The organism is Sphingomonas sp. SORGH_AS_0789 (assembly GCF_031453055.1).
Taxonomy (GTDB): domain Bacteria; phylum Pseudomonadota; class Alphaproteobacteria; order Sphingomonadales; family Sphingomonadaceae; genus Sphingomonas.
Genome location: NZ_JAVIYV010000001.1, coordinates 1000362 through 1025706 on the forward strand (window position 1 = coordinate 1000362; position 25345 = coordinate 1025706).

The window sequence follows — 25345 nt, forward strand, 5'->3', positions numbered from 1 at the left end:
TACCCCTTCGCGCAACGGAACGTGCGCCATGGCCAGGGGTTCTGCGCGGCATGACGCGTATCCTGATCCTCGCCGCCCTCGCCACCCTCTCCGCCTGCTCGCGCGAGGCGCCCGACTCGGTGACCAACGGCGCCGCCCCGGCCAGCGGGCCCCAGGCGGCCGCGACGGCGGGACCGGCGGGCGACGGCGCGACCTTCAACGGCGTGCCGAAGAAGAAGGCACCGGATTATGTCGGCCGCTGGATCGGGGTGGAGGGCATGGTCCTGAACGTGAAACATGCCGCAACGCCCGGCCGCTATCGGCTGGAGATGCAATGGGACCTCGACCACAGGGGCGAGTTCCGGGGCGATGCGGTGGGCGACACCATCGTCTTCGAGCGCAACGGCGTGCGCGAGACGCTGCGCCCGACGGGCGGCGATGCGACCGGGCTGAAATATCTGGCGGGAAAGACCGAGTGCCTGACGGTCAAGACGGGCGAAGGCTATTGCAAGACGTAAAGCGGGGCCGAGCCGTCGATCACGGACTCGCTTCCCCGCGAATTCCGGCGTCCGACAGCCCTATCGACTCCCGTTCCCCGGCGAAGGCCCGGGCCCAGTTGCCACGACCTTGATGGAGCGGACTGGTCAAGCGTGGGAGGCCCAAGCGACGCCTTGCCGCATGCCTCCCACGCATAGTTCTGCGTACCATTGCCTTTGCAGCAACTGGGCCCCGGCCTTCGCCGGGGAACATGGAATGATGGAGAGGCCTTAGGGCGGATCGAATTCACAATCGCGTCTTCTTCCCCTCTCCCCTGGACAGGGGAGAGGGTTAGCGAAGCTTGCCAGTCTGCTGGCTAGCGCAGCTTGGGTGAGGGGTTGAGCGAGCCCAAAGGCTCGCGCGCTCACTTCGCGAGCGCCCACCCCTCACCCAGCTTCGACTAAGCCTTTGCTTTCGCAAAGGCCAAGTCTGCGCAACCCTCTCCCCTCTGCGAGGGGCGAGGGACGGAAAGGCATCGCTGAATGGTGAGCGCCCTTACGCCGCCATCTTTAGTTCGAGGCGTTCCCAGATCTCGACCAGGGCCGACACCAGTTCCGCCATCATCGCCTCGTCATGCGCCGGGCCCGGCGTGAAGCGCAGGCGTTCGGTGCCGCGCGGGACCGTGGGATAATTGATCGGCTGGACGTACATGCCATATTCGGCGAGCAGGATGTCGCTGATCTTCTTGGCCTTGACCGGGTCGCCGACCATCACCGGCACGATATGCGTCTCGCCCAGCATCACCGGCAGTCCCGCGTCACGCATCATCGCCTTCAGCCGGGCGGCGGCGGCCTGTTGCCCCTCGCGCTCGACCGCGCTTTGCTTGAGGTGGCGGACGCTCGCCAGCACGCCCGCGACCAGCACCGGCGACAGCGAGGTGGTGAAGATGAAACCCGGCGCATAGGAGCGGATCACGTCGACGATCATCCGGTCGGCCGCGATATAGCCGCCCATGACGCCGAACGCCTTGCCCAGCGTCCCCTCGATCACGGTCAGCCGGTGCGCTACCCCGTCCCGCTCCGAAATCCCGCCGCCGCGCGCGCCGTACATGCCGACCGCATGGACCTCGTCCAGATAGGTCAGCGCATTATACTTGTCGGCGAGATCACAGATCGCCGCGATCGGGGCGACATCGCCCTCCATCGAATAGACGCTCTCGAACGCGATCAGCTTGGGCACGCCCGGATCGGCCGCCGCCAGCAATTCTTCCAGATGCGCCAGGTCGTTGTGGCGGAAGACCCGCTTCTCGCACCCCGAATTGCGGATGCCCGCGATCATCGAGGCGTGGTTGAGTTCGTCGGAGAAGATCACGCAACCGGGCAGTATCTTGGCGAGCGTCGCCAGCGTCGCCTCGTTGGAGACATAGCCGCTGGTGAACAGCAGCGCGGCTTCCTTGCCGTGCAGGTCGGCCAGTTCGCCTTCCAGATCGACATGATAATGGGTGTTACCGCCGATATTGCGCGTGCCGCCCGAGCCCGCGCCGACATCGTGCAGCGCCTCCTCCATCGCGGCGATGACCTTGGGATGCTGTCCCATCGCCAGATAGTCGTTGGAGCACCAGACCGTGATCGGCTTGGGCCCGTTATGACCGGCGAAGCAGCGCGCATTGGGGAACATGCCCTTGTTGCGCAGAATGTCGATGAAGACGCGGTAACGTCCCTCGGCGTGCAGGCGATCGATCGCCTGGGTGAAGACGCGGGAATAATCCACGCGCGCGTCCGTACCGTCCATGCTCATAGGTTGGGAATGTAGGACGATGCGGCGGGCGATGCGAGTCGATAACCGCGATGACTGTGATCGATCATGGTGGACATATTGTCCCAGCGTCCCCACGGTTCCCGATGCGGATGGCCCGCAAGCCCCGTTCGGGCGGTGCGAGCGATGCTATAGCGCCTCGATCCGCGAAAAGCCGCGCGCCGCCAGTCCCGGTCGCAGGGCGGCCTCGCGCGCGCCCAGATGCGTGAACACCGCCACCCCCTCTCCCGCCGAGTCAGGCCAATCCTGCCCCTGGGTCAGAAACGCGATTCGCCGCGCGATTCCCGGCCCGCCATCGACAAAGCGCACCGGACGCGATGCCGCCGCCGTCAGTTCGGCCTCGACCAGCGGGAAATGGGTGCAGGCGTTGACGATCACGTCGATCGCCTCGCCCCCCGGCTGCCCGAACAGCCCGTCCAGCACCGCCGCGAAGGATTCGGACGGCGGCGTCTCGCCGCGCAGCCTGGCCTCGGCCAGTTCGACCAGCTCGGCCGAGCCGTGCCGGATCACCCGGCAATCGCCCGCGAACCGCGCCGCCAGATCGTCGACATAGGCCTGTCGCACCGTCGCGCGCGTGCCGAGCACGCCGATCACCCGCGTCTCGCTCATCGCCGCCGCCGGCTTGATCGCGGGCACGGTGCCCACCACGGCCACGTCGAGCGCGGCGCGGACCGCGGGCAGCGCGATGGTCGAGGCCGTATTGCACGCGACGACGATCAGCCTTGGCCGATACCGCTCCGCCAGCCGCCCCAGCAGGGCGGGCACCCGCCCGGCAATCTCCGCCTCGGTCTTTTCGCCATAGGGAAAGCCCGCGCTGTCCGCGACATAGACGAAGGGCGCGGTCGGCAGCAGGGCGCGCGCGGGCCCCGCGATCGACAGTCCGCCGACACCGGAATCGAAGAACAGGATGGGACGCGCATCGCTCATCCCGCCGTCTTTAAGCGCCCCCCGACGCCGAGGCCAGAGCGGGCCGCGATTGGACAGGCCGGGATCACTGTTCTATGTCTGTCCCGGAGAACCGGGGGAAGACCATTGCCGACCGACATCATCTGGGGACCGCCGAGCTGGGCCTTGCTGATCGGCTATCTGCTGGGGTCGATTCCCTTCGGCATCATCCTGACCCGGATGGCGGGCGCGGGCGATCTGCGCAGCATCGGATCGGGCAATATCGGCGCGACCAACGTGTTGCGGACCGGCCGCAAGGGGCTGGCCGCCGCGACGCTGATCCTCGACATGTTGAAGGGAGTCGCCGCCGTGCTGCTGGTCCGCCACTGGCTGCCCGGCCAGGAGGTGCTGGCGGCGGCGGCGGCATTCGTCGGCCATTGCTATCCCGTCTGGCTGAAGTTTCGCGGCGGCAAGGGCGTCGCCACGCTGATGGGCGTCGTCACCGCGCTCTACTGGCCGCTGGGCCTGGTCTATGCGGTGGTCTGGCTGGGCCTGCTCGCCACCATCCGCATCTCGGCGGTGGCGGGGATGATCGCGGCGATCAGTGCGCCGCTGGCCGCCGCCGTGCTCGGCCGGTTCGACCTGGTCCTGCTGCTGATCGCGCTCGCGCTGATCGTCGTGTGGAAGCACGGGTCAAACATCGAACGGCTGCTGGCGGGCACCGAACCGCGCATCGGCAAGACGCGTGGCTGACGCCCGGTTCGCGCAGCTCCGGCTGCTGCGGACGCATGGCATCGGTCCTGTCACCTGGCGACAATTGATGGCGCGCTTCGGCGCGGCGGAGGCGGCGCTGGACGCGGTGCCGATGCTCGCCCGGCGCGGCGGCGGCGATGGCCCGCGCATCCCCGATCCCGCGCTGATCGCCCGTGAGATCGAGGCGGTCGCACGGTTCGGCGCGCGGCATGTCCTGCTGGGCGAGGCCGAGTATCCGCCGCTGCTCGCCGAGCTCGACACCGCGCCGCCCGCGCTGATCGTGCGCGGCGACATCGGGCTGGCGCATCGCGGCGGAGTGGCGCTGGTCGGCGCGCGCAATGCCTCGGCCGCGTCCTGCCGCTTCGCGCGCGGGCTGGCACAGGATCTGGCGGCGCAGCATGTGCCCGTCACCTCGGGCCTGGCGCGGGGGATCGACACCGCGGCGCATCTCGGCGCGCTGGAGGGCGGCACGATCGGCGTCATCGCCAGCGGCATCGACATCGCCTTTCCCCCCGAAAATGCCCGGTTGCAGGAAGAGGTGGCGACGCGCGGCCTGCTGATCGCCGAGCAGCCGCCGGGCACGCAGCCGCTGGCCCGCCACTTCCCCTCGCGCAACCGGATCATCGCAGGACTCGCGCAAGGGACGGTGGTGGTCGAGGCCGCGCCGCGTTCGGGCTCGCTGATCACCGCGCGGCTGGCGGGCGAGGCGGGGCGCGAGGTGATGGCGGTGCCCGGCCACCCGGCGGACCCGCGCGCGCAAGGCTGCAACATGCTGATCCGCGAGGGCGCGACGCTGATCCAGTCGGCGGGGGACATATTGGAACAGATCCGCCCCATCGACCCGCGCATGGTCCGCGCGCCGGACAGCGCCTACACCCCGCCGCCGCCGCAGGAGGCGAGCGATGCCGACCGGCGGCGGGTCGGCGACCTGCTCGGCCCGGTGGCGGTGAGCGTGGACGAACTCATCCGCCAGAGCGGTCGCCCGCCCGCCATCGTCCAGACGATCCTGCTGGAACTGGAACTGGCCGGACGGCTGGAGCGCCACGCGGGCGGGCGGGTGGCGCTGGCATGATCCAGACCGAACGCCTGACCCTGCGTCCCTATGAGGTGGCGGATTTCGATGCCTATGCCGCGATGGTCGCCGATCCCGTCGTGGTCCGTCACGCCGGTGCGCCGATGTCGGGCGAGGAAGCATGGATGCGGCTGTTGCGCTTCATCGGCCATTGGTCGGTATTCGGCCATGGGATGTTCGCGGTGTTCGACCGGGCCACCGGGCAGTATCTCGGCGAGACCGGCTTCATGGACTTCCGTCGCGAGGTGATGCCGAAACTTTCACCCTCTCCGCCCGAAGCCGCCTGGGTGTTCACCAGCGCCGCGCATGGCAAGGGCTATGCGTTCGAGGCCGCGACCGCCGCGCATCGCTGGATGGAGCAGCATCATGCGCCCGCCGCGACCCAGTGCATCATATCGCCCGCCAATCTCGGCTCGATCCGCCTGGCGGAGCGGCTGGGCTATGCTTTGCACGACCGGCCGACCTATCGGGGGGAGGCGCTGCGTTTCGTCCGAGAGCGTTAACGGGGCACCCGCCCCCGCCCGAACCTCCACCGCCAACGACCCAACCCCGCTTGACGGCCCCCCGCCCCCTCCCCATCCTCGCGTACGCACATAAGGGACGCGTTTCACCACTCATGCAGCTTGTCATCGTCGAATCGCCCGCCAAGGCGAAGACCATCGAGAAATATCTGGGTTCGGACTACCGCGTCCTGGCGAGCTATGGTCACGTCCGCGATCTGCCGCCCAAGGACGGCTCGGTCGATCCCGACCAGAATTTCGCGATGGAGTGGGAGAATTACGCGGACAAGGCGCGCCAGCTTAAGGCGATCGCCGACGAGGCCAAGAAGGCCGACCGCCTGATCCTGGCCACCGACCCTGATCGCGAGGGCGAGGCGATTTCGTGGCATGTCCAGGAAGTGCTGAAGAACCGCAAGGCGCTGCCCGACAAGGTCGAGCGGGTGACCTTCAACGCGATCACCAAGCCCGCCATCCTGCACGCGATGCAGAACCCGCGCGAGCTGGATACCGACCTGATCGACGCGTACCGGGCGCGCCGCGCGCTCGACTATCTGGTCGGCTTCACGCTGTCGCCGGTGCTGTGGCGCAAGCTGCCCGGCGCCAAGTCGGCGGGGCGCGTGCAGTCGGTGGCGCTGCGCCTGATCGTCGGGCGCGAGCGCGAGATCGAGGCGTTCAAGCCCCAGGAATATTGGTCGGTGACGGCCGATATGGAGCAGGACGGCACGCCCTTCGTCGCGCGGCTGGTCCAGTGGGAGGGCAAGAAGCTCGACCGCCTGTCGATCGGCAATGAAGGCGACGCGACCCGCGCCAAGGCGGATGTCGAGGCGGCCCGTTTCCAGGTCCAGTCGGTCGAGACCAAGCCCGCGACGCGCAACCCGCCGCCGCCCTTCACCACCTCCACGCTGCAACAGGAGGCCGCGCGCAAGCTGGGCTTCTCGGCCGATCACACCATGCGGATCGCGCAGCAACTCTATGAGGACGGCGCGATCACCTATATGCGTACCGACGGCGTCCAGATGGACGGGTCGGCCATCTCGGCGGCGCGGAAAGCCGTGGCCGATCGCTATGACGCCTCCTATGTCCCCGACAAGCCGCGCGTCTATCAGTCCAAGGCGAAGAACGCCCAGGAAGCGCACGAGGCGATCCGCCCGACCGACTTCTCGCGCGATCGTGCCGGTTCGGGCGATCATGGCCGCCTCTACGACCTGATCTGGAAGCGCGCGCTGGCAAGCCAGATGGCCTCGGCGCGGATGGAGCGGACCACCATCGACATGGCCGACGGCACCGGCCGCCATGTGCTGCGCGCGACCGGCCAGGTCGTGCTCTTCCCCGGCTATCTGGCGCTCTATGAGGAAGGCCAGGACGACAGCCAGGACGAGGAGGCGCGCCGCCTCCCCCGCCTGCGCGAGGGCGATGCGCCCGCCAAGAAGGAGGTGAAGGCCGAACAGCACTTCACCCAGCCGCCGCCGCGCTTCTCCGAGGCGTCGCTGGTCAAGCGGATGGAGGAACTCGGCATCGGGCGGCCGTCCACCTATGCGTCGATCATCAAGACGCTGAAGGACCGCGCCTATGTCCGCGTCGAGAAGAACCGCTTCTTCGCCGAGGAGAGCGGGCGGCTGGTGACGGCGTTCCTCGAACGCTTCTTCGAGAAATATGTCGGTTACGACTATACCGCCGAGCTGGAAGAGGAGCTGGACGACGTATCCGGTGGCCGCGCCCAGTGGCAGGCGGTGCTCGACGCCTTCTGGCGCGACTTCAAGCCGCGCACGTCCGAAGTCATGGAACAGCAACCCTCGGCGATCACCGCCGAGCTGGACCAGTTCCTGGCGCCCTATCTCTTCCCCGAAAAGGCCGATGGCTCGGACCCGCGCCTCTGCCCCAATTGCGGCGAGGGCAGGCTGGCGCTGCGCGGCGGCCGGTTCGGCGCGTTCATCGCCTGCTCCAACTATCCCGAGTGCAAATATACCCGCCGCTTCGCGCAGGGGGGCGAGGGCGCGGGTGAGGATACGGGGCCGGAAACGCTGGGACAGGACCCCGAAACCGGGCTGCCGGTCGAGCGCAAGTCGGGGCGCTTCGGCCCCTATATCCAGCTCGGCGAGGGCAAGGACGCCAAGCGCGCCTCCATCCCCAAGGATGTCGATCTCGACCTGGAATGGGCGCTCAAGCTGCTCAGCCTGCCGCGCACCATCGGCAACCATCCCGAGACGGGCGAGCCGATCACCGCGTCGATCGGGCGCTATGGCCCCTATCTGGCGCATAGCGGCAAATATGCCCGCCTGACCTCGACCGCCGAAGTGTTCGAAACGGGCATGAACGCCGCCGTGGTCAAACTGGCCGAGGCGGCGGCGGGCGGCGGGCGTGCCGCGCGCGGCACGGCGTCGCGCGAACCGCTCAAGGTGCTGGGCAAGCATCCGCGCACCGAGGCGGAGATCAAGCTGATGGAGGGGCGCTATGGCCCCTATGTCACGGATGGCGAGACGAACGCGACCATCCCCAAGACGGTCGACAAGGACCAGCTGACGTTGGAGGAAGCCGCGCAGCTGATCGACGCGCGGGCGGCGGCGGCTCCGGCCCGCAAGAAACCGGCGAAGAAGGCCGCAGCCAAGAAGGCGCCTGCCAAGACGGCGGCCAAATCCGCGACGGAGAAGAAGGCCCCGGCCAAAAAGGCCGCGCCCAAAAAGACGGCTGCGAAAAAGGCGGCGGACTGATCGCGATTGCATGACGGCGTAAATGGTCGGCGGGGATTAAGCCTCGTCGATCATTCCCGTCGGCCGATGACGGAGCCGTCACCGCCCCTGCGATCCCGAATCCCTCATGTCGCGGACATGGCGGCCTCTACGCTCCGCCTTTCCCCTGCACCGGGAACACCTTGTTCAGCATTCGCCATGCGAGAGAACCGAGCAACAGCCCGATCAGCCAGACGAACGACCTGCCTCTTGCGTTATTGACCACCATCCAGTGCGGTAAATGGCCGTATCGCTCCAGCATGATCGTGACCGACATGCCCACCAATGTCGCGACCCCGACATGAACGGCGACGCGCCCAAGACTGAGGGTCACCTGGCCGTCACTCTTGTCGTCCATCGCCCCCCCCCCCAATCGAAAACGATCAGGGCCATCTATCGGCGGGGTGTCAGGACCTCAAGCCGCACGCATCTGCGGGAGATGGCCGTAGAGCATGGCGCGGGCCTGGCGCTGCGCTTCGGCGATTTCGCGCGCGGTCATGTCTTCGGCCACTTCGGACCGTGCGATCTGCGCGGGCAGGAAGCCCGCGACCGCCGCCAGGTTGAACCATTTGTGCGCTTCGATCAGGTCCAGGCGGGTGCCGCCCGAGCCGGTCGAAAAGGCGACGCCCAGATCGTACATCGCCGCGCCGTCGGTCGCCATCTGGTCGGCGATCCGGCTTTCCATCAGGAACTGCGCGGATTTGCTGCTATTGGCCATATCCATGCCCCTCTTGCGGACACCGTGTCCACGAGCATGGTTCTATGGCCATAACGGTCACAAATTGGTTAACTCATTAACCGAGTGTGATAGCGATATTATCGATCAGTCTGGTCGAACCCATGCGTGCCGCCGCGAGCAGGCGGCGGGGGCGGTCGGCGGCGGGATCGGGGGCCAGCGTCTCGGCATCGGCCAGGGCGACATAGTCCACCTCGAACCCGGCGGCGGTCAGCGTGGCGCGGGCATCGGCCAGCACCGTCGCCACCTCCTCGCCCCGCCCGATCGCCCGTGCCGCGACGCCCAGCGCGCGGGGCAGCGCCACCGCCTTGGCCCGCTGTTCCTCGTCGAGATAGATGTTGCGCGACGACAGCGCCAAACCGTCATCGTCGCGCTGGGTCGGCACGCCGACGATATCGATGGGGAAGTCGAGATCGGCGACCATGCGGCGGATCACCGCCAGCTGCTGGAAATCCTTTTCGCCGAAATAGGCGGCGTCGGGGCGGACCTGGTTGAACAGCTTGGCGACGACGGTGGCGACGCCGTCGAAATGGCCGGGACGCGCCTCGCCGTCAAAGCCCTCGCTGACGCCCGCGACATGGATCGTGGTCGCATGCCCCTCCGGGTACATTGCCTCGACGCTGGGCATCCAGACGGCATCGCATCCCGCCTCGGTCAGCATGCGCAGGTCTGACGCCTCGCGCCGGGGATAGCGGCCCAGATCCTCGCCCGCGCCGAATTGCCGGGGATTGACGAAGATCGACGCGACCACCTTGGTTCCCGGCCGCTTCGCCGCCTCGATCAGCGCGATATGCCCGGCATGGAGCGCGCCCATGGTCGGCACGAACGCCACGCGCGCCCCCTCGGCCCGCAACGTGCCGAGCGTCGCGGCCAGCGCTTCGCGATCCCGAATGACTTCCACTGATTTTACCCCTCGTTCCCCACGCCGAGGGCTTCTATGAAGGGTGGCAACGGGGATCAATAAGGAAGCGACGAGTTGCCGGAGCGGCTATCTTCAACCCACGTAATTGTTTTTGCCAATGAAAAAGGTGGCACTGGCAAATCGACGACGGCGGTCCATGTCGCCATCGCTTTGGCCGCCAAGGGGGCCCGAGTCGCCTGTCTTGATCTGGATCATCGTCAGCGCACTGTCGGCCGGTATCTGGAGAATCGCGCCGAGACGATCCGGCGCACCGGCCATGCCCTGCCCATGCCGGTCCATGCGACCCACACCACCCAGACCGAGGAGGGGTTCGAGGAGCTGTGGTTCGGCCTGTCGCAGGATGCCGACTTCCTGATCGTCGACACGCCGGGCCGCGACGACCATTTCGCGCGGACGGCGGCGGCCTTGTCCAACACGCTGGTCACGCCGATGAACGACAGCTTCGTCGATTTCGACCTGATCGGCCAGGTCGATCCGGAGAGTTTCCAGGTCACGCGCCCCAGCTTCTATTCCGAGCTGATCTGGGACGCGCGCAAGCAGCGGGCGCGGGCCGACGGCACCACCATCGACTGGGTCGTGCTGCGCAACCGGCTTCAGCATATCGAGGCGCGCAACATGCGCCGCGTGTCGGACGCGCTGACCCAGCTGTCGCGCCGGGTCGGCTTCCGGATCATTCCGGGGCTGGGCGAGCGGGTCATCTATCGCGAGATGTTCCCCAACGGCCTGACCATGATCGACTCCAAGGAATTCGGCGCGATGGGGCTGGGCCATGTCGCCGCGCGGCAGGAACTGCGCGAGATGATGGCCGCGCTCCAGCTGCCCGAGCCGGGCGAGGACGGTTCCGCGCTGGGCGGCACGACCGAAACCGACGCGGCCGCATGATCGGATACGGGATGCGGACGGCGTGAAATGGCTGATCGCGCTGGCGGTGATCTGGCTGGTGTGGCGCTACATGCCCCGCCCCGCCAGAGCGGCGCGCACGCCCCGCCTGCCGCGTGACGAGGCGGAGGCGCTGGCGATCCTCGACCTGCCGCCGCATGCCGATGCCGACGCGATTCGCCAGGCACATCGACGGCTGGTGAGCCAGGTCCATCCCGATCGCGGCGGATCGGCCGAACTCGCGCGGCGGGTGAACGCCGCGCGCGACCTGTTGCTGGACCGGCGTGGTGGCTGAACGCGCCGCCGCGATCCATCCCAGCGCGTGCCGCGAATATGACGTGCGCGGCACCGTGCCCGAGACGCTGGACGAAGCCGCCGCCTATGCGGTCGGGCGCGGCTTTGCCAGCCGGGTGCGGCGGGCGGGCGGTTCCCGCGTCGCGGTCGGGCGCGACGGCCGGCTCAGCTCGCCCGCACTCGAGGCCGCGCTGGTCGAGGGGCTGTGCGAAAGCGGCGTCGATGTCGTCCGGCTGGGACTGGGCCCCACCCCGATGGTCTATTTCGCCGAGGCGACCCTAGGGGTGGACGGCGCCGTACAGGTAACGGGCAGCCACAATCCCCGCGACGACAATGGCTTCAAGATGGTGCTGCACCACCGCCCGTTTTTCGGCGAAGACGTGCAGGACCTGGCGCGGATGGCGCGGACGCGCGACTGGACCATAGGCCAGGGGCGGGTGAGCGAGCACGCCATTCTCGACACCTATGTCGACCGGCTGATGGCGGGCTATGCCGGGGGTGCCTATCGCATCGGCTGGGACTGCGGCAGCGGCGCGGCGGGCCCGGTCATCGAGAAGCTGGTCCAGCGCCTGCCGGGTGAGCATCACACGCTGTTCACCGATGTGGACGGTCATTTCCCGCATCATCACCCCGATCCGACGGTCGAGAGCAACCTAGACGCGCTGAAGCGACTCGTGACCGAGAAGTCGCTCGACTTCGGATTCGCTTTCGACGGCGACGGCGACCGGATCGGCGCGATCGACGGGCTGGGCCGCGTGATCTGGGGCGACCAGATCCTGATGCTGCTGGCCGGGCCCGCACTCGCCGAGCATCCCGGCGCGCCGATCGTCGCGGACGTGAAGGCCAGCCAGGCGCTGTTCGACCATATCACGACGCTGGGCGGCCAGCCGGTGATGTGGAAGACCGGGCACAGCCTGATGAAGACCAAGATGGCCGAAACCGACGCGCCGCTGGGCGGCGAGATGTCGGGCCATATGTTCTTCGCGGGCGAATGGTACGGCTTCGACGATGCGCATTATGCCGCGATCCGCCTGATCCGCGCGGCGCATCTGGCAGGCCGCTCGATGACCGAGCTGCGCGGGGCGATGCCCGTAATGGTCGATATTCCCGAAACGCGGATCGTCATATCCGAATCGGACAAGTTCGCGATCGTCGACCGGGTGGCGGCGGCGCTGGTCCGTGACGGGGCCCAGGTCAACGACACGGATGGCGTCCGGGTGCGGACGGCGGATGGCTGGTGGCTGTTGCGAGCGTCCAACACGCAAGCCGCGCTGACCGTGCGGGCCGAGGCCGGGGATGCGGCGGGGCTGGAGCGGGTGCTGGCGGAGCTGGACCATTACCTCGCGATGGAGGGGGTGCGGCGGTAGCGCCGGGCGTGGCCTTCGACTTCGCTCAGGCTGAACGGAGGTTCGGGAAATCGGAACGTCCGTCGCTCCGTTCGGCCGGAGCGAAGTCGAAGGCCAAGGGACGCCCTTTCCCGGAGCGTCCCCCCACTCCCGGATCAGATGTCCCCGATCATCTCCGACAGCACTTCCAGGCACGACACGCCCAGCTTCGCCGACCGCTCGCCCGACCAGCCATGGACTGCGTCGGGATTGGGATCATGGTCCTTGAACGGCATTTCCAGCGTCACCGACACCGCGCCGAACCGCTCGGCGAGCTGGTTGGTGGACATGGCGAGGTTGGCATTGCCCGCGCTCGCCTTTTCATAGCCCATCTGGGTCTGGAAATCGGGGGTGTGCGCAGCCAGGCGGCGACCGAATTCATAGAATTTGGCGCCATGCTCCTCGGTCCAGCTGGGAATCCCCTCGAACCCGGCGATGAAGTTCGCCGGAATCGCCTCGTCGCCATGGACGTCGATCGCGAAGTCGACGCCGGTCCGGTCCATGCGGTCGCGCACGCACAGCACTTCGGGGCTGCGCTCGGGGCTGGGCGCGTGCCATTCGCGGTTGAGGTTCACCCCCACCGCATTGGTGCGCAGATGCCCGCGCCGCGTGCCGTCCGGATTCATGTTGGGCACGACATGCACGGTCGCCGCCGCCAGCAGCGACTCCGCCGCCGGACTGGTCAGCCAGTCGAGCGCGCCTTCCATCCACCATTCGGCCATCGATTCGCCCGGATGCTGGCGGGCATAGAGCCACACCTGCTTCGCACCCGAACCGAGGCGGAAATAGTCGATCGGCTGGCCGTCGAGCGTCTGGCCGATCTCTTCGTGATGGACGCCGCGCCCGGCGATCCGCGCGACCAGGTCGTGGTGGCGCTCCATCGTATAGGGCTCGAAATAGGCGAACCAGACCAGGTCCGACCCGCCGGTCCACTGCCACTCGATCACCCCGTCGGCATAGCGGGTCGGGGTCATGCGCCAGTCCTGCCGGTCGGTCGAGGCCCGGACATGATAGCCCGGCCAGCCATCGGCAAAGGCCGAGCCTGCGCCGTTCAGGATCCGGAAGGTCAGCGTGCGCCCCTTCACCCCACCGGCCCGGAAATAGAACCACTGGTAGAAGTCCGAATCCCGGTCGTTCACGATCTCCAGGTCGACCCGGTCGCCCTCGATCCCGACAAGGCGGATATTACCGCCGTCGAAGGCGGCGTTGATGGTCAGCGTCATCGCCTTACTTCACCTCGATGGTGCGGCCCGACTCGCCGGGGAATTTGGTGAACAGCGCATCGGCCAGCTTGGCGGCCTGAGCCTGGGCATCGACCTTCGCCACCGCCTCGATCGGGGCGATGTTGCGCGCGCTGCCTTCCCAGATCGGCGACTGGTCGGCGCGGCGCTTGATCTGGACCGACAGCTCGGTGCCGATGATCTCCTGCGGACGGCTCTTGCCGATCGGGAAGCTGACGCCCCCGCCCAGCCCGACGCCGCCGCCACGACCGCCCGAGAAGCTGCCGCCGCCCAGGCCGATCGAGAAGGGCGACGGGCGCGGCGGGCCCAGCCGGTTGGCGCGGGTGAAGGCCACGGTCGCGATATAGTCGGGCTGCGCATCGCCCTGGGGCAGCGTATAGCCGTTGCGCAGCAGCGCGGTTTCGACCGCGGCGGCATAGGTCTTGAACTCGATGCTGGCCGGGCCGGTGTTCGACAGCGGCTCGACCCGGACGGTCCCGCGCGCGATCGGCTCGCCCAGGTGATAGCGAATCACCTCGGTCGGCGGCAGGCGCCCACCCGTGGTGGAACAGGCGGCCAGCGTTCCGGCGGCGGCCGCGAGGATCAGGAGCGAGCGGGCTTTCATGAGTGGGGGGCACCTTGAAGATGTTACGGATGGGCAACGCATGACATATGGGGGTTGATCCAGCGGCGGAAGAGGCCGCGTGGCGGATGACCGCCATGTCATGCCCCAACCTTGACTTGGCCGCCCTTTGCCACTAGGCGGCGACGCTTTCCAGATCACCCTCCAGTTCAAAAGAAGCGAATCGATCATGAAGATCCGCAATTCCCTGAAGTCGCTCAAGGATCGCCACCGGGACAACCGCGTGATCCGCCGTCGCGGCCGCACCTATGTCATCAACAAGACCAACCGTCGTTTCAAGGCGCGCCAGGGCTAATCGCTCTTGGGGCTGATCGAACAGGACGAGGCTGGCGGCGTGTCCGCGGCCCGTTCCGATCGGCCGACCGCCGTCATCTTCGACGTCGGTCGCGTACTCTACGACTGGGATCCCCGGATCCTGTATCGGCGCCTGATCGCGGACGATCGGGCGCTCGATGCATTTGTCCGCGATGTCGTCACGACCGAATGGCATTTCCAGCATGATGCGGGCCGCGACTTCGCCGACACCTCGGCGGAGCTGATCGCGCTATACCCGCAGCATCGCGACCTGATCGCCGCCTGGGGCCCGCGCTTCGGCGAGAGCATCGGCGATCCGATACCGGGGATGCACGAACTGGTCGCCGAACTCGATTCGGCGGGCGTGCCGCTGTTCGCGATCACGAACTTCAGCCATGAATTCTGGCCGCCCTTCCGGGCGCGCGAGGCGGCGTTGTTCGATCGCTTCCGCGCCATCGTGGTGTCGGGCGACGAGAAGCTAGTGAAGCCCGACCCCGCCATCTACGCCATCGCGCTCGCCCGGTTCGGGCTGGAGCCGGGGCAGGCGGTGTTCATCGACGACAACCGCGCCAATATCGATGCGGCGGCGGCGATGGGAATCCATGCGCTGCATTTCACCGACGAGGCGACGCTTCGGCCGCAGCTTCGGGAACTGGGGTTGGTGGCCTAGCCGCACGGCCAGCCCGTGCGCTTCGACTTCGCTCAGCGTGAACGGAGCGCGGGAGCAAACTCCGTTCAGCCTGAGCGTAGTCGAAGGCCACGCCCCGACCTCACCGCGCCAGCGACGCCAGCTGCGCCTGATTGGCCTGGCTCGCCTCGGTATCCAGCAGCGCCGGATCCAGATGATCCCCGACCATCTGGTCGGTGACGATCACATTGGTCCCGACCGTGGTGATCGAAAACAGCTTCTTGGCGAAAGCGCTGGGCAGCCGGATGCAGCCATGCGAATCCGGAAATCCGGGATTGTTGCCTGCGTGCAGCGCCACGCCGTCCCAGGTCAGCCGCTGCATGAACGGCATAGGCGCCGAATTGTAGAGATTGCTGCGATGCATCTCGCGCTTCTGCAGGATCGGGAAGATGCCGACCGGCGTGTCCTTGCCGTCCTTGCCCGTCGACACCGAAGCCGCCGCGATCATCGTATCGCCACGATAGACATAGGCGCGCTGCATCGGCAGGCTGACGACGACCGTCACCGGCTGGATGACCGGATCGACCGCCGCCATTTGCGGATCGGCCCAGACGAATCGGTTGGGCGCCAGCGCGGCGGCGGCCTGGGCGATGGTGGCGGTGGCAGGCCCCTCTTCGGCAAAAGCGGGTGCGGCGAAACCCAGAGTGGTCACCCCGAGCAGGGCGGCAAAAGCGAAAGCCTTCATATCCCTTTTCCTTGGCGAGTTCATAATTTCTTAAACACGTCAAGCCACATTTGGTGCCGAGCGAAATTTTTTACGCTGAGCCGGAACTTTCGCCGAATCGATGGAACCAAGCGATCAACCGATAGGGGGAAGGGCAGAAAAACGGCCCCTTCCCTGCTATCTAGGAGTCGCGGGAATTCTGGGGTTTGAAGGATCATAATGCTCGAAAATCTGGACGCTGCGCCGGGTCGGCGCGCGCTGTTGAAGAACGCGCTGGTGTTGGCCGGGGCGCTCGCGGTTCCGGGTGCGGCAACGGCCCGGGGTCGCCTGACCGCGGGGGATCTCCGCCCTCTTCGCCAGCCGCCGGTTCCGAAACATCCCACGCTGCCCGGTGCGCCCGATCCGATCCCGGCCCAGCCGATCCTGGCCTCGTCGCGGGTGGTGCGTCCGGAACTGCTGCGCGCGGCGATGGCCTCGCTGCAACGGCATAACGGACGGATCGGCCAGCGCGACCGGATGGCGATCGTCGACTTCGCGGTCGGCTCGTCCGAACCGCGCCTCCACCTGATCGATCTGGTCAGCGGCAAGAGCCAGTCGCTGCTCGTCTCGCACGGCAGCGGGTCGGACCCGTCGCACAGCGGCTATCTCCAGCGCTTCTCGAATGCGTTCAACTCGAACGCCAGCAGCGAGGGCGCCTTCCTGACCGACGATTATTATGTCGGCAAGCATGGCCGGTCGCAGCGTCTCGTCGGGCTGGACCCGACCAACGACAATGCGCTGGGCCGCGCGATCGTGATCCATTCGGCCTGGTACGCCAATCGCGACATGATCCGCACCCATGGGATGCTGGGCCGCAGCCAGGGTTGCTTCGCGGTCGGCGAAAGCGACCTGGACCGGGTGTTCGCCAATCTCGGCCCCGGCCGGATGATCTACGCCGCGAAGGTGTAAATCCAAACCTCCCCAATCTTTGCTTGGGGAGGGGGGACCGCCGCGAAGCGGTGGTGGAGGGGCAGGGGCGTTCTCGACAGGGTGACACCCCTCCGTCATCGCCGACGCGATGCCACCTCCCCTTGCAGGGGAGGAAGGGAAACGACATTGCGATCCCCGATGGCGGGGGTTAAGCCCCCGATCCTCATGGTCCAGCCGCTCATCATCGCCGTCCCCAAGGGACGCATCCTGGCCGAGGCGCTGCCGCTGCTCGCCGCCGCCGGCATCCGGCCCGAACCGGCCTTCACCGACAAGGACAGCCGCGCGCTGCGCTTCGCGACCGATGTCCCCGGCATCGAGCTGATCCGCGTCCGCGCCTTCGACGTCGCCACCTTCGTCGCGCATGGCGCGGCACAGCTGGGCATCGTCGGATCGGACGTGCTGTCCGAATTCGGCTATTCCGAGCTGTACGCGCCCGTCGACCTGAAGATCGGCCATTGCCGCATCTCGGTCGCCGAGCCCGTCGCGATGGCCGAGGGCGACGATCCGCGCGGATGGAGTCATGTCCGCGTCGCAACCAAATATCCGCATATCACCAGCCGCCACTTCGCCGCGCGGGGCGTGCAGGCCGAGTGCGTCAAGCTGAACGGCGCGATGGAGCTGGCCCCGACGCTGGGCCTGGCGCCGCGCATCGTCGATCTGGTGTCGTCGGGCCGCACGCTGAAGGAAAACGGGCTGGTCGAGGTGGAGGTGATCGAGGAGGTCACCTCGCGGCTGGTCGTCAACCGCGCCGCGATGAAGACGCGCAGCGCCGTGGTGCCGCTGGTCGAGGCGTTCCGCCGCGCGGTGGCCGAGAGGGAAGCGGCATGATCCGGCTGAACACGCAAGAATCGGGCTTTGCCGCCGCGTTCGACGAACTGGTCGACGCCCGGCGCGAGAGCGATGCCGATGTCGCGCGCGACGTGCAGGTGATCCTGCGTGCGGTCCGCGACGATGGCGAGGCGGCGGTGGCAGCCTTCACCAAGCAGTTTGACGGCCATGACCTGAGCGAAACGGGCTGGCGGATCGAACCGACCGACTGTCGCGCCGCCTATGACGCGCTGGAGCCCGAACTGCGCGCCGCGCTCGACCTCGCTGCCGCGCGCATCCGGGCCTATCACGAAAAGCAGAAGCCGACCGACACCGACTATGTCGATGCGCAAGGGGTTCGTCTGGGCGCGCGCTGGACGGCGGTGGACGCGGCCGGGATCTATGTCCCCGGCGGCCGCGCGGCCTATCCCTCCTCGCTGCTGATGAACGCGATTCCCGCCAAGGTGGCAGGCGTCGAGCGGCTGGTGATGGTCACGCCGACCCCGAAGGGCGAGATCAACCATCTCGTCCTCGCCGCCGCGCATCTGGCGGGCGTGGACGAGGTATGGCGGGTCGGCGGCGCACAGGCCGTGGGCGCGCTGGCTTATGGTGCGGGCCGCATCCAGCGGGTCGATGTCGTCACCGGGCCCGGCAATGCCTGGGTCGCGGAGGCCAAGCGCCAGGTGTACGGCATGGTCGGCATCGACATGGTCGCGGGGCCTTCCGAGATCGTGGTGGTGGCCGACGGCAAGAACGATCCCGACTGGATCGCCGCCGACCTGCTGAGCCAGGCCGAGCACGACACCGTCACCCAGTCGATCCTGTTCACCGACGATGCCGACTTCGCGACCCGCGTGGCCGAAGCCGTCGACCGGCAGATTCCCGAACTGGCGACCGCCAGCGTCGCGCGCACCGCCTGGGATGCGAATGGCGCGATCATCGTGGTCGATTCGCTGGAGGCCGCGATGCCGCTGGTCGACCGGCTCGCGCCCGAGCATCTGGAACTGGCGGTGGACGATCCACAGGCCCTGTTTGACCGGCTGCGCCATGCGGGCTCGGTGTTCCTGGGCCGCCATACCCCCGAAGCGATCGGCGATTATGTCGCCGGGCCGAACCATGTCCTGCCCACGGGACGCCGCGCGCGCTTCGCCAGCGGGCTGTCGGTGCTCGACTTCATGAAGCGGACCAGCTTCCTGGGCCTGACCGAGACTGCGCTGGCGGAACTCGGCCCCGCGACGGTGGCGCTGGCGCATGCCGAGGGGCTTCCGGCGCACGCCAAGTCGGTGGCGCTGCGGTTGCGGCTCAACCGGTGATCGTCACGCCCGCCGCGCCAGAGCATCGGGAAGGATGGCTGGCGTTGCGGGCGGCGCTCTGGGGCGACGAGGCGGGCGATCCGGCGGATTTGCCCGAGGGTGACGGCAATTTCGTCGCGCTGCTGGACGGCCGGGTGATCGGCTTTGCCGAGGCGGCGGTGCGGCGCGATTACGTCAATGGCTGCGACGGCTCGCCGGTGCTTTTTCTCGAAGGGCTGTATGTCGATCCGGGCCATCGCCGCCAAGGGGTGGCCGGGGCGCTGGTCGCGGCGGTGGCGGATTGGGGCCGGGCGCAGGATTGTGCCGAGTTCGCGTCGGACGCCGAGCTGGCCAATACCGACTCGCATGCGATGCACCGCGCGTTGGGGTTCGTCGAGACCGAGCGGGTGGTCTATTTCCGTCGGGAATTGTGAGGGTTTCGGCCCTTTGGCCTTCGACTTCGCTCAGGCCGAGCGGGGTTTGGTATCCAGCCCAGCTCCCGAACCTCCGTTCAGCCTGAGCGAAGTCGAAGGCCACGCCCCGCACCCGTCCCACCCAGCCTCTCCCAAAATACGTGACGAATTGGCGACAGCCCGGTAAAGGCCCGCCAATGACTCGTCCCACCGCCCGTACCCAGGCGCGCGCCGCCGCGCGCCTTGCCGCCGTTCAGGCGCTTTACCAGCATGACATGGAACAGACGCCGCTGGCCACGCTGCTCCACGAATTCCACAATCACCGCATCGGCGCGACCATCGAGGATGTCGAATATGCCGATGCCGACATCGATTTCTTCGACGACATCGTGAAGGGCGTGCATGCCCGCCTGGGCGAGATCGACCGGGCGATCGAGGACAAGCTGGCCAAGGGCTGGTCGCTGAACCGGCTCGACAAGCCGATGAAGGCGATCCTGCGCGCCGGGACCTATGAACTGCTCGCGCGGCACGACGTGCCGGTCGGCGCGGTCATCAGCGAATATGTCGACGTCGCCCACGCTTTTTATGAAAAGCGCGAATCGGGCTTCGTCAACGGCCTGCTCGACGCGATCGCCAAGGTCGCACGGGCCTGAAGCCCCGACCGCCCCGATGACCGAGGCGGAGTTCATCGCCGCGTTGCGCCGGATGCCGCTGCATCCCGGCGCGCGCGGGCTGATCGACGACAGCGCGGTGCTGACCGCCGCGCCGCTGGTTGTCACCACCGATACGCTGGTCGAGGGGGTGCATTTCCTGCCCCATGACCCGCCCGCCGATGTGGCGTGGAAGCTGGTCGCGACCAACCTGTCCGACCTCGCCGCCAAGGGCGCGCTGGTCGAGGGCGTCCTGCTCAACTATCCGCTGGGCGACGCCGCCTGGGACCGCGCGTTCCTCGCCGGGCTCGACGCCGTGCTGACCCGGTTCCGGGCCCGGCTGATCGGCGGCGACACGGTGACGATGCGCGGGCCCCGCACACTGACGCTGACCGCCTTCGGCCGCGACGCCGCCGCCCCGTCGCGCGACGGGGCCAAGGCGGGGGACGGCCTGTGGGTCACCGGGACGATCGGCGATGCCGGACTGGGCCTCGCGATCGCGATGAAGGGCGATGGCCCCACGATCCTGCGCGACGCCTATCGCCGCCCCGTCCCGCGCCTGACCGAAGGCCGCACGCTGGGCCCCGTGGTTCATGCCATGATGGACGTGTCGGACGGCCTGCTGATCGACGCGATGCGCATGGCGGGCGCGAGCGGGCTGGCGGTGGCGATCGACCTCGACTCGGTTCCGCTCTCCGCCGAGGCGCGCAGCCATGGCGGCGAGGATCGCGCCGCCCGGCTGGCCGCAGCGACCGCGGGCGACGATTACGAACTCCTCTTCGCCCTGCCCCCCGACACCCCGCCCCCCGTCACGGCAACGCGGGTCGGCCAGTTCGATCCGGGCGAAGGACTGTGCCTGTTCGACGCTGGCGGCCCGGTTCCCCTGCCCGCACGGCTTGGTTTCGAGCACGCGCCCTCGCGCTGAATTTCCTTTTCCACGCCGATCGCCCGCTGCTAACCTGCATCATCCGGGCATGGGGAGATCGCCCGGACAAGGGGGGATAGCGTGACGACGGGTGTGACGAGGATGCTGGGCGCGTCGGTGATGGCGCTTGCCCTGATGAGCCTGACCGCGATGACTCAGGAACAGGCCGCCCCGCCGCCCATGGCCGCCAGTCCGTCGGCGGCCGCCGCGCCCGTCCCGGTCGAGGCCTTTGCCGCGCTGCCCGAATTCGATAGCCCGGCCTTGTCGCCCGACGGCACCCGCATCGCCGCCAAGCGCGCGATCGACGGCAAGCAATATCTGATGGTCGCCCCGCTGATCAAGGGACAGGGCAAGCCCGCGCTGGCCGCGCTCAGCGACAAGGTCGACGTGAATTGGTGGCGCTGGGTCAATGACGAATGGCTGGTCGTCGGGCTGGGCAGCCAGGACACGATCCGGGGCGAGGATTATTATGTCACCCGCCTGATCGGCATCCGCGCCGACATGACCAAGATGGTGCGGATCGATTGGGAGAATTCGGGCTTCCGCGCCGACGAACTGCTGTGGACCGCACGCGATGGCAGCACCCGCATCCTGTTCGCCAAGCAGACCGGCATCTACGAGATGCAGGACGTCTATCCCTCGGTGTACGAGGCGGATGTCGCGACCGGGCGGGTCAAGCGGATTGCCTCCGGCCAGACCGATGTGTGGGACTGGTATGCCGATGGTGACGGCCAGTTGCGCATGGGCGTCCGCTATAGCGACGATACCCGGCAGAAGAGCGTCCTCTATCGCCGGTCCAATGCCGAATCGTTCCACACCATCGCGCGCGCCAATGGCCGCAAGGACGAATCGGTGTTGATTCCGCGCATCTTCCGCGCCGACGGCACCGCACTCGCGATCGATGACAGCGACGGCTATGACGCGCTCTACGAAGTCACGCTTCCCGACCTGAAGCTGGGCCGCAAGCTCAGCAGCGTCACCGGCTATGACATTGACGGGGTCATCGGCAACGAAGCGGGCAACGACATTTCCGCCATCCGCTATACCGACCAATCCTATCACGATGCCTGGACCGATCCGCGGATCAAGGAATTGCAGGGCCTGATCGACAAGGCCGTCGCGCCGCGTCGCGCCGAGATCACCTCCTGGGACAAGGTGCGGAACCGCTTCCTGGTCGAAGTCGGCGGCGCGTCCCAGGCGGGCGCGCTCTATTATTGGGATATCGATTACGGGACCATGCAGTTCCTGACCTGGAACAATGCGCAGTTGCGCGGGCGGCGCCTCTCCCCGGTGCGCAGCGTCCGCTATAGCGCGCGCGACGGCACGTCGATCGAGGCGATACTGACGTTGCCGCGTGGCAAGCCGGACCGGAACCTGCCGCTGATCGTGCTGCCCCATGGCGGGCCGTTCGCCCGCGATTCGGAAAGCTGGGACTGGTGGACCCAGTATCTGGCGGAGCTGGGCTATGCCGTGATCCAGCCCAATTATCGCGGCTCCTCCGGCTATGGCACCGCCTTTGCCCGCAAGGGAGAAGGCGAATGGGGCCTGAAGATGCAGGACGACCTCAACGACGCGGTCACCTATCTCGCCAAGGAAGGCATTGCCGACCCCAAGCGGGTCTGCATGGTCGGCGCCTCCTATGGCGGTTATGCGGCCATGCGCGCGGCACAACGCGACGGAGCGCTGTATCGCTGCGCCATCTCCTATGCGGGCGTCTCCGACCTTCAGGCGATGAAGCGCTACGACTCGCGCTTCCTGTTCAGCAAGACGCGCGCCGACTGGCTGCAGAAACAGGCGCCCGACTATCACGCGGTGTCGCCGCGTTTCGGCGCCGCCGACATGACGATCCCGCTGTTGATCGTGCACGGCAAGGCGGACAAGCGCGTGCCCGTCAACCAGTCGCGGATGATGGTGGCGGCGCTGAAGGCGGCGGGCAAGCCGGTCAACTATATCGAACAACCGCTGGCCGACCACCACTTCACCCGCGCCGAAGACCGGCTGGAATTCCTGAAAGCCATGGCCGCCTTCCTGGCCAAGCATAACCCGGCCTGACCGTTCCCTCGCGGTTGCGGGGTGCCGCCTCCACCTTGTCGAAGGCGTCCCGCAACCCCATATCCTAGGTGGATTCGGCGCGCCTTTCCTTTTGGGGCCATTGCGGCTATGGCGGCGCCTCTTCGACATACCCTATAACACGACGAACCGAGGTATTTTTTGGCCAAGGAAGAACTGCTCGAGATGCGCGGCCGCGTGGTGGAACTCCTCCCCAACGCGATGTTCCGCGTCCAGCTCGAGAATGATCACGAGATCCTGGGGCATACGGCAGGCAAGATGCGCAAGAACCGCATCCGCGTGCTGGTCGGCGACGAAGTGCTCGTCGAGCTGACGCCGTACGACCTGACCAAGGGCCGGATCACCTACCGCTTCAAGTGAGCGACCGGCCCCACATGCCGCTCGTCCTTGCATCCTCCTCCCCGCGCCGCCGCGATCTGCTGGCGCGGCTGGGAGTCGTGCCCGACCGAGTCGCCTCCCCCGATATCGACGAAGCGCCGCGCCCCGCCGAGCTTCCCCGTGTCTATGCGCTGCGGCTGGCGGTGGAAAAGGCGCAGGCCGTCGAGCGTGCCGAGGGCGAGATCGTCGTCGCGGGCGACACCACCATCGCGCTGGGCCGCCGCATCCTGCCCCCCGCCGAGACGCAAGACGTTCAGCGCAAGCTGCTGCGCCTGATGTCCGGACGGCGGCACCATGCGCTGTCGGCGGTGTGCGTGATCGATGCCACCGGCAAGGCGCGCACCCGGCTGGCCGACACCATCGTCGCGTTCAAGCCGCTCTCCGAGGACGAGATCGACGCCTATGTCGCGTGCGGCGAAGGGCTGGGCAAGGCCGGAGGCTATGCCATCCAGGGCCGTGCCGAGGCGTTCGTCCGCTTCCTGCAAGGGTCGCATTCGGGCGTGATCGGCCTGCCACTGTTCGAGACCCGCGCCCTGTTGAAAGCCGCCGGGCTGCCGCTTGTCTGAATGGCTCTATGAGGCCGGGATCGGCGAGGCGCGCGCCGCGCTGGTTGCGGATGGCCGGATCGTCCAGGCCGCAATCGAGCCGACCGCCACGCTGACCGTCGGCACGGTGGCCGAAGGGCGGCTGGTCGAACTGCTCCCCGGTCGACAGGGCCGGGTGACGCTGGCGGGCGGCGGCGAGGTGCTGCTGTCGCCGGTGCCCAAGGGGATGACGCAAGGCTCCGCGCTGACCGTCATCGTCACCCGCGAAGCCATACCCGAGCGCGGCCGCGCCAAGCTGCCCAAGGCGCAACAGGCCCCCGACGACGCGACGCCCGCCCCCGGCCCCGATCTGCGCGCCCGCATCGCCGCCACCGGCCTGCCGGTCCGCGAATTGCGCGCGCATCAGGCGGACGCTCTGGAAGCGGCGGGCTGGTCCGAACTGCTCGACGAGGCGGTGACGGGGGAGATCGGCTTTGGCGCGGGCGTGCTGCGGATGACGCCGACCCCGGCGATGACGCTGTTCGATGTCGACGGCTCGCCCCCGCATGAGCCGCTGGCGATCGCGGCGGCGCGTGCGGTGGCCGGGGCGATCCTGCGCCACGGCATTGGCGGGTCGATCGGGATCGACTTTCCGACGCTGGAGGGCAAGGCGCCGCGCCAGGCGGTGGCGGAGGCGCTGGATGCGGCGCTCCCCCTTCCCTTCGAGCGGACGGCGGTCAACGGTTTCGGCTTCCTCCAGATCGTGCGCCCGCGCCCGCGTGCCTCGATCCCCGAGCGGCTGGGGATCGACCCCGTCGGCGCCCGCGCCCGCGCAATCCTGCGCCAATGGGAGCGCGAGCCGCCCGGCCCGGCGATGGTCCACCGGCTCCCCGGCCCCCTTTACGATCGATTGATGGCCCAGCCCGACTGGCGCGACGAATGCGCGCGCCGCACGGGTCGCCCGCTGCAACTGGAACGCGCATGACCACCTGCCCCATCTGCGACAAGCCGACCGCCGCCGACCACGCCCCCTTCTGCTCGCGCGGATGCAAGGACCGCGACCTGCTGCAATGGCTGGGCGAGGGTTATCGCATTCCGGTCAAAGAAAATGACGAAGAGGGGCTGGACACGGGGCAAAGCCACCCGTAAAGGCACGCCTCCAATCGCAATCGCGGTGTGGGCCCAAGTAGCTCAGTTGGTAGAGCATGCGACTGAAAATCGCAGTGTCGGTGGTTCGATCCCGCCCTTGGGCACCATTTTTCTGACATCGATGGTGTTTTGACGGTTCGCCTCTTGCGGGCTGTTTTCGTGTGGTTGGCGTTGACCCATGGCCTTCGACTTCGCTCAGGCTGAACGGATGTTTGTAAATAGGACCTGATCCTACG

At 67.8% G+C, this 25345-nt stretch carries 29 protein-coding genes and 1 tRNA gene; 22 read left to right on the plus strand and 8 right to left on the minus strand.

Going from position 1 to position 25345, the window contains the following annotated elements; all coding sequences use genetic code 11:
* The first annotated feature begins 50 nt into the window (after positions 1–50).
* Complete coding sequence (locus QE360_RS04560; RefSeq protein ID WP_309699638.1) at positions 51–497, plus strand: hypothetical protein; 447 nt, start codon at positions 51–53, stop codon at positions 495–497.
* A 514-nt stretch (positions 498–1011) separates the two neighbouring features.
* Here QE360_RS04560 and hemA read toward each other — a convergent pair.
* Positions 1012–2253, minus strand: a complete 1242-nt coding sequence (gene hemA / locus QE360_RS04565; RefSeq protein WP_309699640.1) for a 5-aminolevulinate synthase — start codon at positions 2251–2253, stop codon at positions 1012–1014.
* A gap of 147 nt (positions 2254–2400) precedes the next feature.
* Complete coding sequence (gene murI / locus QE360_RS04570; protein ID WP_309699642.1) at positions 2401–3198, minus strand: glutamate racemase; 798 nt, start codon at positions 3196–3198, stop codon at positions 2401–2403.
* Between the two features lie 105 nt (positions 3199–3303).
* Between murI and plsY the strand changes: the two genes are divergently transcribed.
* The 4 genes from plsY (at position 3304) to topA (ending at position 8189) form a co-directional block, all read left to right on the plus strand.
* Positions 3304–3909 (plus strand): glycerol-3-phosphate 1-O-acyltransferase PlsY, encoded by a 606-nt coding sequence (gene plsY, locus QE360_RS04575; protein WP_309699644.1) that lies wholly within the window; start codon positions 3304–3306, stop codon positions 3907–3909.
* Positions 3902–4981 (plus strand): DNA-processing protein DprA, encoded by a 1080-nt coding sequence (dprA, locus tag QE360_RS04580; RefSeq protein WP_309699646.1) that lies wholly within the window; start codon positions 3902–3904, stop codon positions 4979–4981. The genes plsY and dprA overlap by 8 nt, the downstream gene beginning before the upstream one ends.
* Positions 4978–5484, plus strand: a complete 507-nt coding sequence (locus tag QE360_RS04585; protein WP_309699648.1) for a GNAT family N-acetyltransferase — start codon at positions 4978–4980, stop codon at positions 5482–5484. Before dprA ends, QE360_RS04585 begins: the two co-directional genes overlap by 4 nt.
* A 113-nt stretch (positions 5485–5597) precedes the next feature.
* Entirely contained in the window at positions 5598–8189 is a 2592-nt protein-coding gene (gene topA, locus QE360_RS04590) for a type I DNA topoisomerase (RefSeq protein WP_309699650.1), read from the plus strand.
* A gap of 127 nt (positions 8190–8316) precedes the next feature.
* Here the strand turns inward: topA and QE360_RS04595 are convergent, their stop codons facing one another.
* From QE360_RS04595 to panC, 3 genes are all read right to left on the minus strand, one after another.
* Entirely contained in the window at positions 8317–8565 is a 249-nt protein-coding gene (locus QE360_RS04595; RefSeq protein WP_309699652.1) for a hypothetical protein, read from the minus strand.
* Positions 8566–8622: 57 nt separating this feature from the next.
* Entirely contained in the window at positions 8623–8925 is a 303-nt protein-coding gene (locus QE360_RS04600; RefSeq protein WP_309691788.1) for a hypothetical protein, read from the minus strand.
* A gap of 76 nt (positions 8926–9001) precedes the next feature.
* Entirely contained in the window at positions 9002–9844 is an 843-nt protein-coding gene (gene panC / locus QE360_RS04605) for a pantoate--beta-alanine ligase (RefSeq protein ID WP_309699655.1), read from the minus strand.
* Positions 9845–9919: 75 nt separating this feature from the next.
* Between panC and QE360_RS04610 the strand changes: the two genes are divergently transcribed.
* Genes QE360_RS04610 through pgmG form a run of 3 tightly spaced genes read left to right on the plus strand, consistent with a single transcriptional unit; the run spans position 9920 to position 12405 of the window.
* Positions 9920–10747 (plus strand): division plane positioning ATPase MipZ, encoded by an 828-nt coding sequence (locus QE360_RS04610; RefSeq protein WP_307102313.1) that lies wholly within the window; start codon positions 9920–9922, stop codon positions 10745–10747.
* 22 nt (positions 10748–10769) lie between these two features.
* Positions 10770–11039, plus strand: coding sequence for a DnaJ domain-containing protein (locus tag QE360_RS04615; RefSeq protein WP_309699658.1), 270 nt, complete (start codon positions 10770–10772; stop codon positions 11037–11039).
* The gene (gene pgmG, locus QE360_RS04620; protein ID WP_309699660.1) at positions 11032–12405 is read left to right on the plus strand and encodes a phosphoglucomutase/phosphomannomutase PgmG; all 1374 of its coding nucleotides are present in this window, start codon (positions 11032–11034) and stop codon (positions 12403–12405) included. The genes QE360_RS04615 and pgmG overlap by 8 nt, the downstream gene beginning before the upstream one ends.
* A 134-nt stretch (positions 12406–12539) precedes the next feature.
* Here pgmG and QE360_RS04625 read toward each other — a convergent pair whose 3' ends face one another.
* Both QE360_RS04625 and QE360_RS04630 read right to left on the minus strand, forming a co-directional pair.
* Positions 12540–13646, minus strand: a complete 1107-nt coding sequence (locus tag QE360_RS04625) for a M14-type cytosolic carboxypeptidase (RefSeq protein ID WP_309699662.1) — start codon at positions 13644–13646, stop codon at positions 12540–12542.
* 4 nt (positions 13647–13650) lie between these two features.
* Positions 13651–14268, minus strand: a complete 618-nt coding sequence (locus QE360_RS04630; protein ID WP_307102305.1) for a DUF4136 domain-containing protein — start codon at positions 14266–14268, stop codon at positions 13651–13653.
* Positions 14269–14455: 187 nt separating this feature from the next.
* Between QE360_RS04630 and ykgO the strand changes: the two genes are divergently transcribed.
* Positions 14456–14581 (plus strand): type B 50S ribosomal protein L36, encoded by a 126-nt coding sequence (gene ykgO / locus QE360_RS04635; RefSeq protein ID WP_003046794.1) that lies wholly within the window; start codon positions 14456–14458, stop codon positions 14579–14581.
* A gap of 39 nt (positions 14582–14620) precedes the next feature.
* Complete coding sequence (locus QE360_RS04640; protein WP_309699664.1) at positions 14621–15250, plus strand: HAD family phosphatase; 630 nt, start codon at positions 14621–14623, stop codon at positions 15248–15250.
* A gap of 100 nt (positions 15251–15350) precedes the next feature.
* Here QE360_RS04640 and QE360_RS04645 read toward each other — a convergent pair whose 3' ends face one another.
* Complete coding sequence (locus QE360_RS04645) at positions 15351–15953, minus strand: L,D-transpeptidase family protein (RefSeq protein ID WP_309699666.1); 603 nt, start codon at positions 15951–15953, stop codon at positions 15351–15353.
* A 198-nt stretch (positions 15954–16151) separates the two neighbouring features.
* On the opposite strand from QE360_RS04645, the gene QE360_RS04650 reads away from it, so the two are divergent.
* The 12 genes from QE360_RS04650 to QE360_RS04705 all read left to right on the plus strand — a co-directional run bounded on the left by QE360_RS04650 (position 16152) and on the right by QE360_RS04705 (position 25216).
* Positions 16152–16880, plus strand: a complete 729-nt coding sequence (locus tag QE360_RS04650; protein WP_309691769.1) for a murein L,D-transpeptidase catalytic domain family protein — start codon at positions 16152–16154, stop codon at positions 16878–16880.
* Between the two features lie 186 nt (positions 16881–17066).
* On the plus strand, positions 17067–17729 hold the full coding sequence (gene hisG / locus QE360_RS04655; protein WP_261271083.1) for an ATP phosphoribosyltransferase: 663 nt from the start codon (positions 17067–17069) through the stop codon (positions 17727–17729).
* On the plus strand, positions 17726–19021 hold the full coding sequence (hisD, locus tag QE360_RS04660; protein WP_309699668.1) for a histidinol dehydrogenase: 1296 nt from the start codon (positions 17726–17728) through the stop codon (positions 19019–19021). The genes hisG and hisD overlap by 4 nt, the downstream gene beginning before the upstream one ends.
* Positions 19021–19434 (plus strand): aminoglycoside 6'-N-acetyltransferase, encoded by a 414-nt coding sequence (aac(6'), locus tag QE360_RS04665; RefSeq protein ID WP_405052667.1) that lies wholly within the window; start codon positions 19021–19023, stop codon positions 19432–19434. Before hisD ends, aac(6') begins: the two co-directional genes overlap by 1 nt.
* A gap of 176 nt (positions 19435–19610) precedes the next feature.
* Entirely contained in the window at positions 19611–20066 is a 456-nt protein-coding gene (gene nusB / locus QE360_RS04670; protein WP_307102290.1) for a transcription antitermination factor NusB, read from the plus strand.
* Positions 20067–20082: 16 nt separating this feature from the next.
* The gene (thiL, locus tag QE360_RS04675; RefSeq protein ID WP_309699674.1) at positions 20083–20988 is read left to right on the plus strand and encodes a thiamine-phosphate kinase; all 906 of its coding nucleotides are present in this window, start codon (positions 20083–20085) and stop codon (positions 20986–20988) included.
* 102 nt (positions 20989–21090) lie between these two features.
* Complete coding sequence (locus tag QE360_RS04680; protein WP_405052668.1) at positions 21091–23040, plus strand: alpha/beta hydrolase family protein; 1950 nt, start codon at positions 21091–21093, stop codon at positions 23038–23040.
* A gap of 159 nt (positions 23041–23199) precedes the next feature.
* The gene (gene infA / locus QE360_RS04685; protein WP_007403889.1) at positions 23200–23418 is read left to right on the plus strand and encodes a translation initiation factor IF-1; all 219 of its coding nucleotides are present in this window, start codon (positions 23200–23202) and stop codon (positions 23416–23418) included.
* 14 nt (positions 23419–23432) lie between these two features.
* Positions 23433–24002 (plus strand): nucleoside triphosphate pyrophosphatase, encoded by a 570-nt coding sequence (locus QE360_RS04690; RefSeq protein WP_309699679.1) that lies wholly within the window; start codon positions 23433–23435, stop codon positions 24000–24002.
* Positions 23995–24945 carry a ribonuclease gene (locus QE360_RS04695; protein WP_309699681.1) on the plus strand — a complete coding sequence of 317 codons (951 nt, stop codon included), beginning with the start codon at positions 23995–23997 and terminating at the stop codon, positions 24943–24945. Before QE360_RS04690 ends, QE360_RS04695 begins: the two co-directional genes overlap by 8 nt.
* On the plus strand, positions 24942–25109 hold the full coding sequence (locus QE360_RS04700) for a DNA gyrase inhibitor YacG (RefSeq protein WP_307102281.1): 168 nt from the start codon (positions 24942–24944) through the stop codon (positions 25107–25109). Before QE360_RS04695 ends, QE360_RS04700 begins: the two co-directional genes overlap by 4 nt.
* A gap of 31 nt (positions 25110–25140) precedes the next feature.
* A tRNA-Phe gene (locus tag QE360_RS04705) sits at positions 25141–25216 on the plus strand.
* Positions 25217–25345 lie beyond the last annotated feature (129 nt).

What these genes read in the sequence shown, in the direction of transcription:
- QE360_RS04560 (WP_309699638.1), top strand. Translation starts at nt 51, where the DNA reads ATGACGCGTATCCTGATCCTCGCCGCCCTCGCCACCCTCTCCGCCTGC.
- hemA (WP_309699640.1), bottom strand. Translation starts at nt 2,253, where the DNA reads ATGAGCATGGACGGTACGGACGCGCGCGTGGATTATTCCCGCGTCTTC.
- murI (WP_309699642.1), bottom strand. Translation starts at nt 3,198, where the DNA reads ATGAGCGATGCGCGTCCCATCCTGTTCTTCGATTCCGGTGTCGGCGGA.
- QE360_RS04585 (WP_309699648.1), top strand. Translation starts at nt 4,978, where the DNA reads ATGATCCAGACCGAACGCCTGACCCTGCGTCCCTATGAGGTGGCGGAT.
- topA (WP_309699650.1), top strand. Translation starts at nt 5,598, where the DNA reads ATGCAGCTTGTCATCGTCGAATCGCCCGCCAAGGCGAAGACCATCGAG.
- QE360_RS04595 (WP_309699652.1), bottom strand. Translation starts at nt 8,565, where the DNA reads ATGGACGACAAGAGTGACGGCCAGGTGACCCTCAGTCTTGGGCGCGTC.
- QE360_RS04600 (WP_309691788.1), bottom strand. Translation starts at nt 8,925, where the DNA reads ATGGCCAATAGCAGCAAATCCGCGCAGTTCCTGATGGAAAGCCGGATC.
- QE360_RS04625 (WP_309699662.1), bottom strand. Translation starts at nt 13,646, where the DNA reads ATGACGCTGACCATCAACGCCGCCTTCGACGGCGGTAATATCCGCCTT.
- QE360_RS04630 (WP_307102305.1), bottom strand. Translation starts at nt 14,268, where the DNA reads ATGAAAGCCCGCTCGCTCCTGATCCTCGCGGCCGCCGCCGGAACGCTG.
- ykgO (WP_003046794.1), top strand. Translation starts at nt 14,456, where the DNA reads ATGAAGATCCGCAATTCCCTGAAGTCGCTCAAGGATCGCCACCGGGAC.
- QE360_RS04645 (WP_309699666.1), bottom strand. Translation starts at nt 15,953, where the DNA reads ATGAAGGCTTTCGCTTTTGCCGCCCTGCTCGGGGTGACCACTCTGGGT.
- QE360_RS04650 (WP_309691769.1), top strand. Translation starts at nt 16,152, where the DNA reads ATGCTCGAAAATCTGGACGCTGCGCCGGGTCGGCGCGCGCTGTTGAAG.
- hisG (WP_261271083.1), top strand. Translation starts at nt 17,067, where the DNA reads ATGGTCCAGCCGCTCATCATCGCCGTCCCCAAGGGACGCATCCTGGCC.
- hisD (WP_309699668.1), top strand. Translation starts at nt 17,726, where the DNA reads ATGATCCGGCTGAACACGCAAGAATCGGGCTTTGCCGCCGCGTTCGAC.
- nusB (WP_307102290.1), top strand. Translation starts at nt 19,611, where the DNA reads ATGACTCGTCCCACCGCCCGTACCCAGGCGCGCGCCGCCGCGCGCCTT.
- thiL (WP_309699674.1), top strand. Translation starts at nt 20,083, where the DNA reads ATGACCGAGGCGGAGTTCATCGCCGCGTTGCGCCGGATGCCGCTGCAT.
- QE360_RS04680 (WP_405052668.1), top strand. Translation starts at nt 21,091, where the DNA reads ATGCTGGGCGCGTCGGTGATGGCGCTTGCCCTGATGAGCCTGACCGCG.
- QE360_RS04690 (WP_309699679.1), top strand. Translation starts at nt 23,433, where the DNA reads ATGCCGCTCGTCCTTGCATCCTCCTCCCCGCGCCGCCGCGATCTGCTG.
- QE360_RS04700 (WP_307102281.1), top strand. Translation starts at nt 24,942, where the DNA reads ATGACCACCTGCCCCATCTGCGACAAGCCGACCGCCGCCGACCACGCC.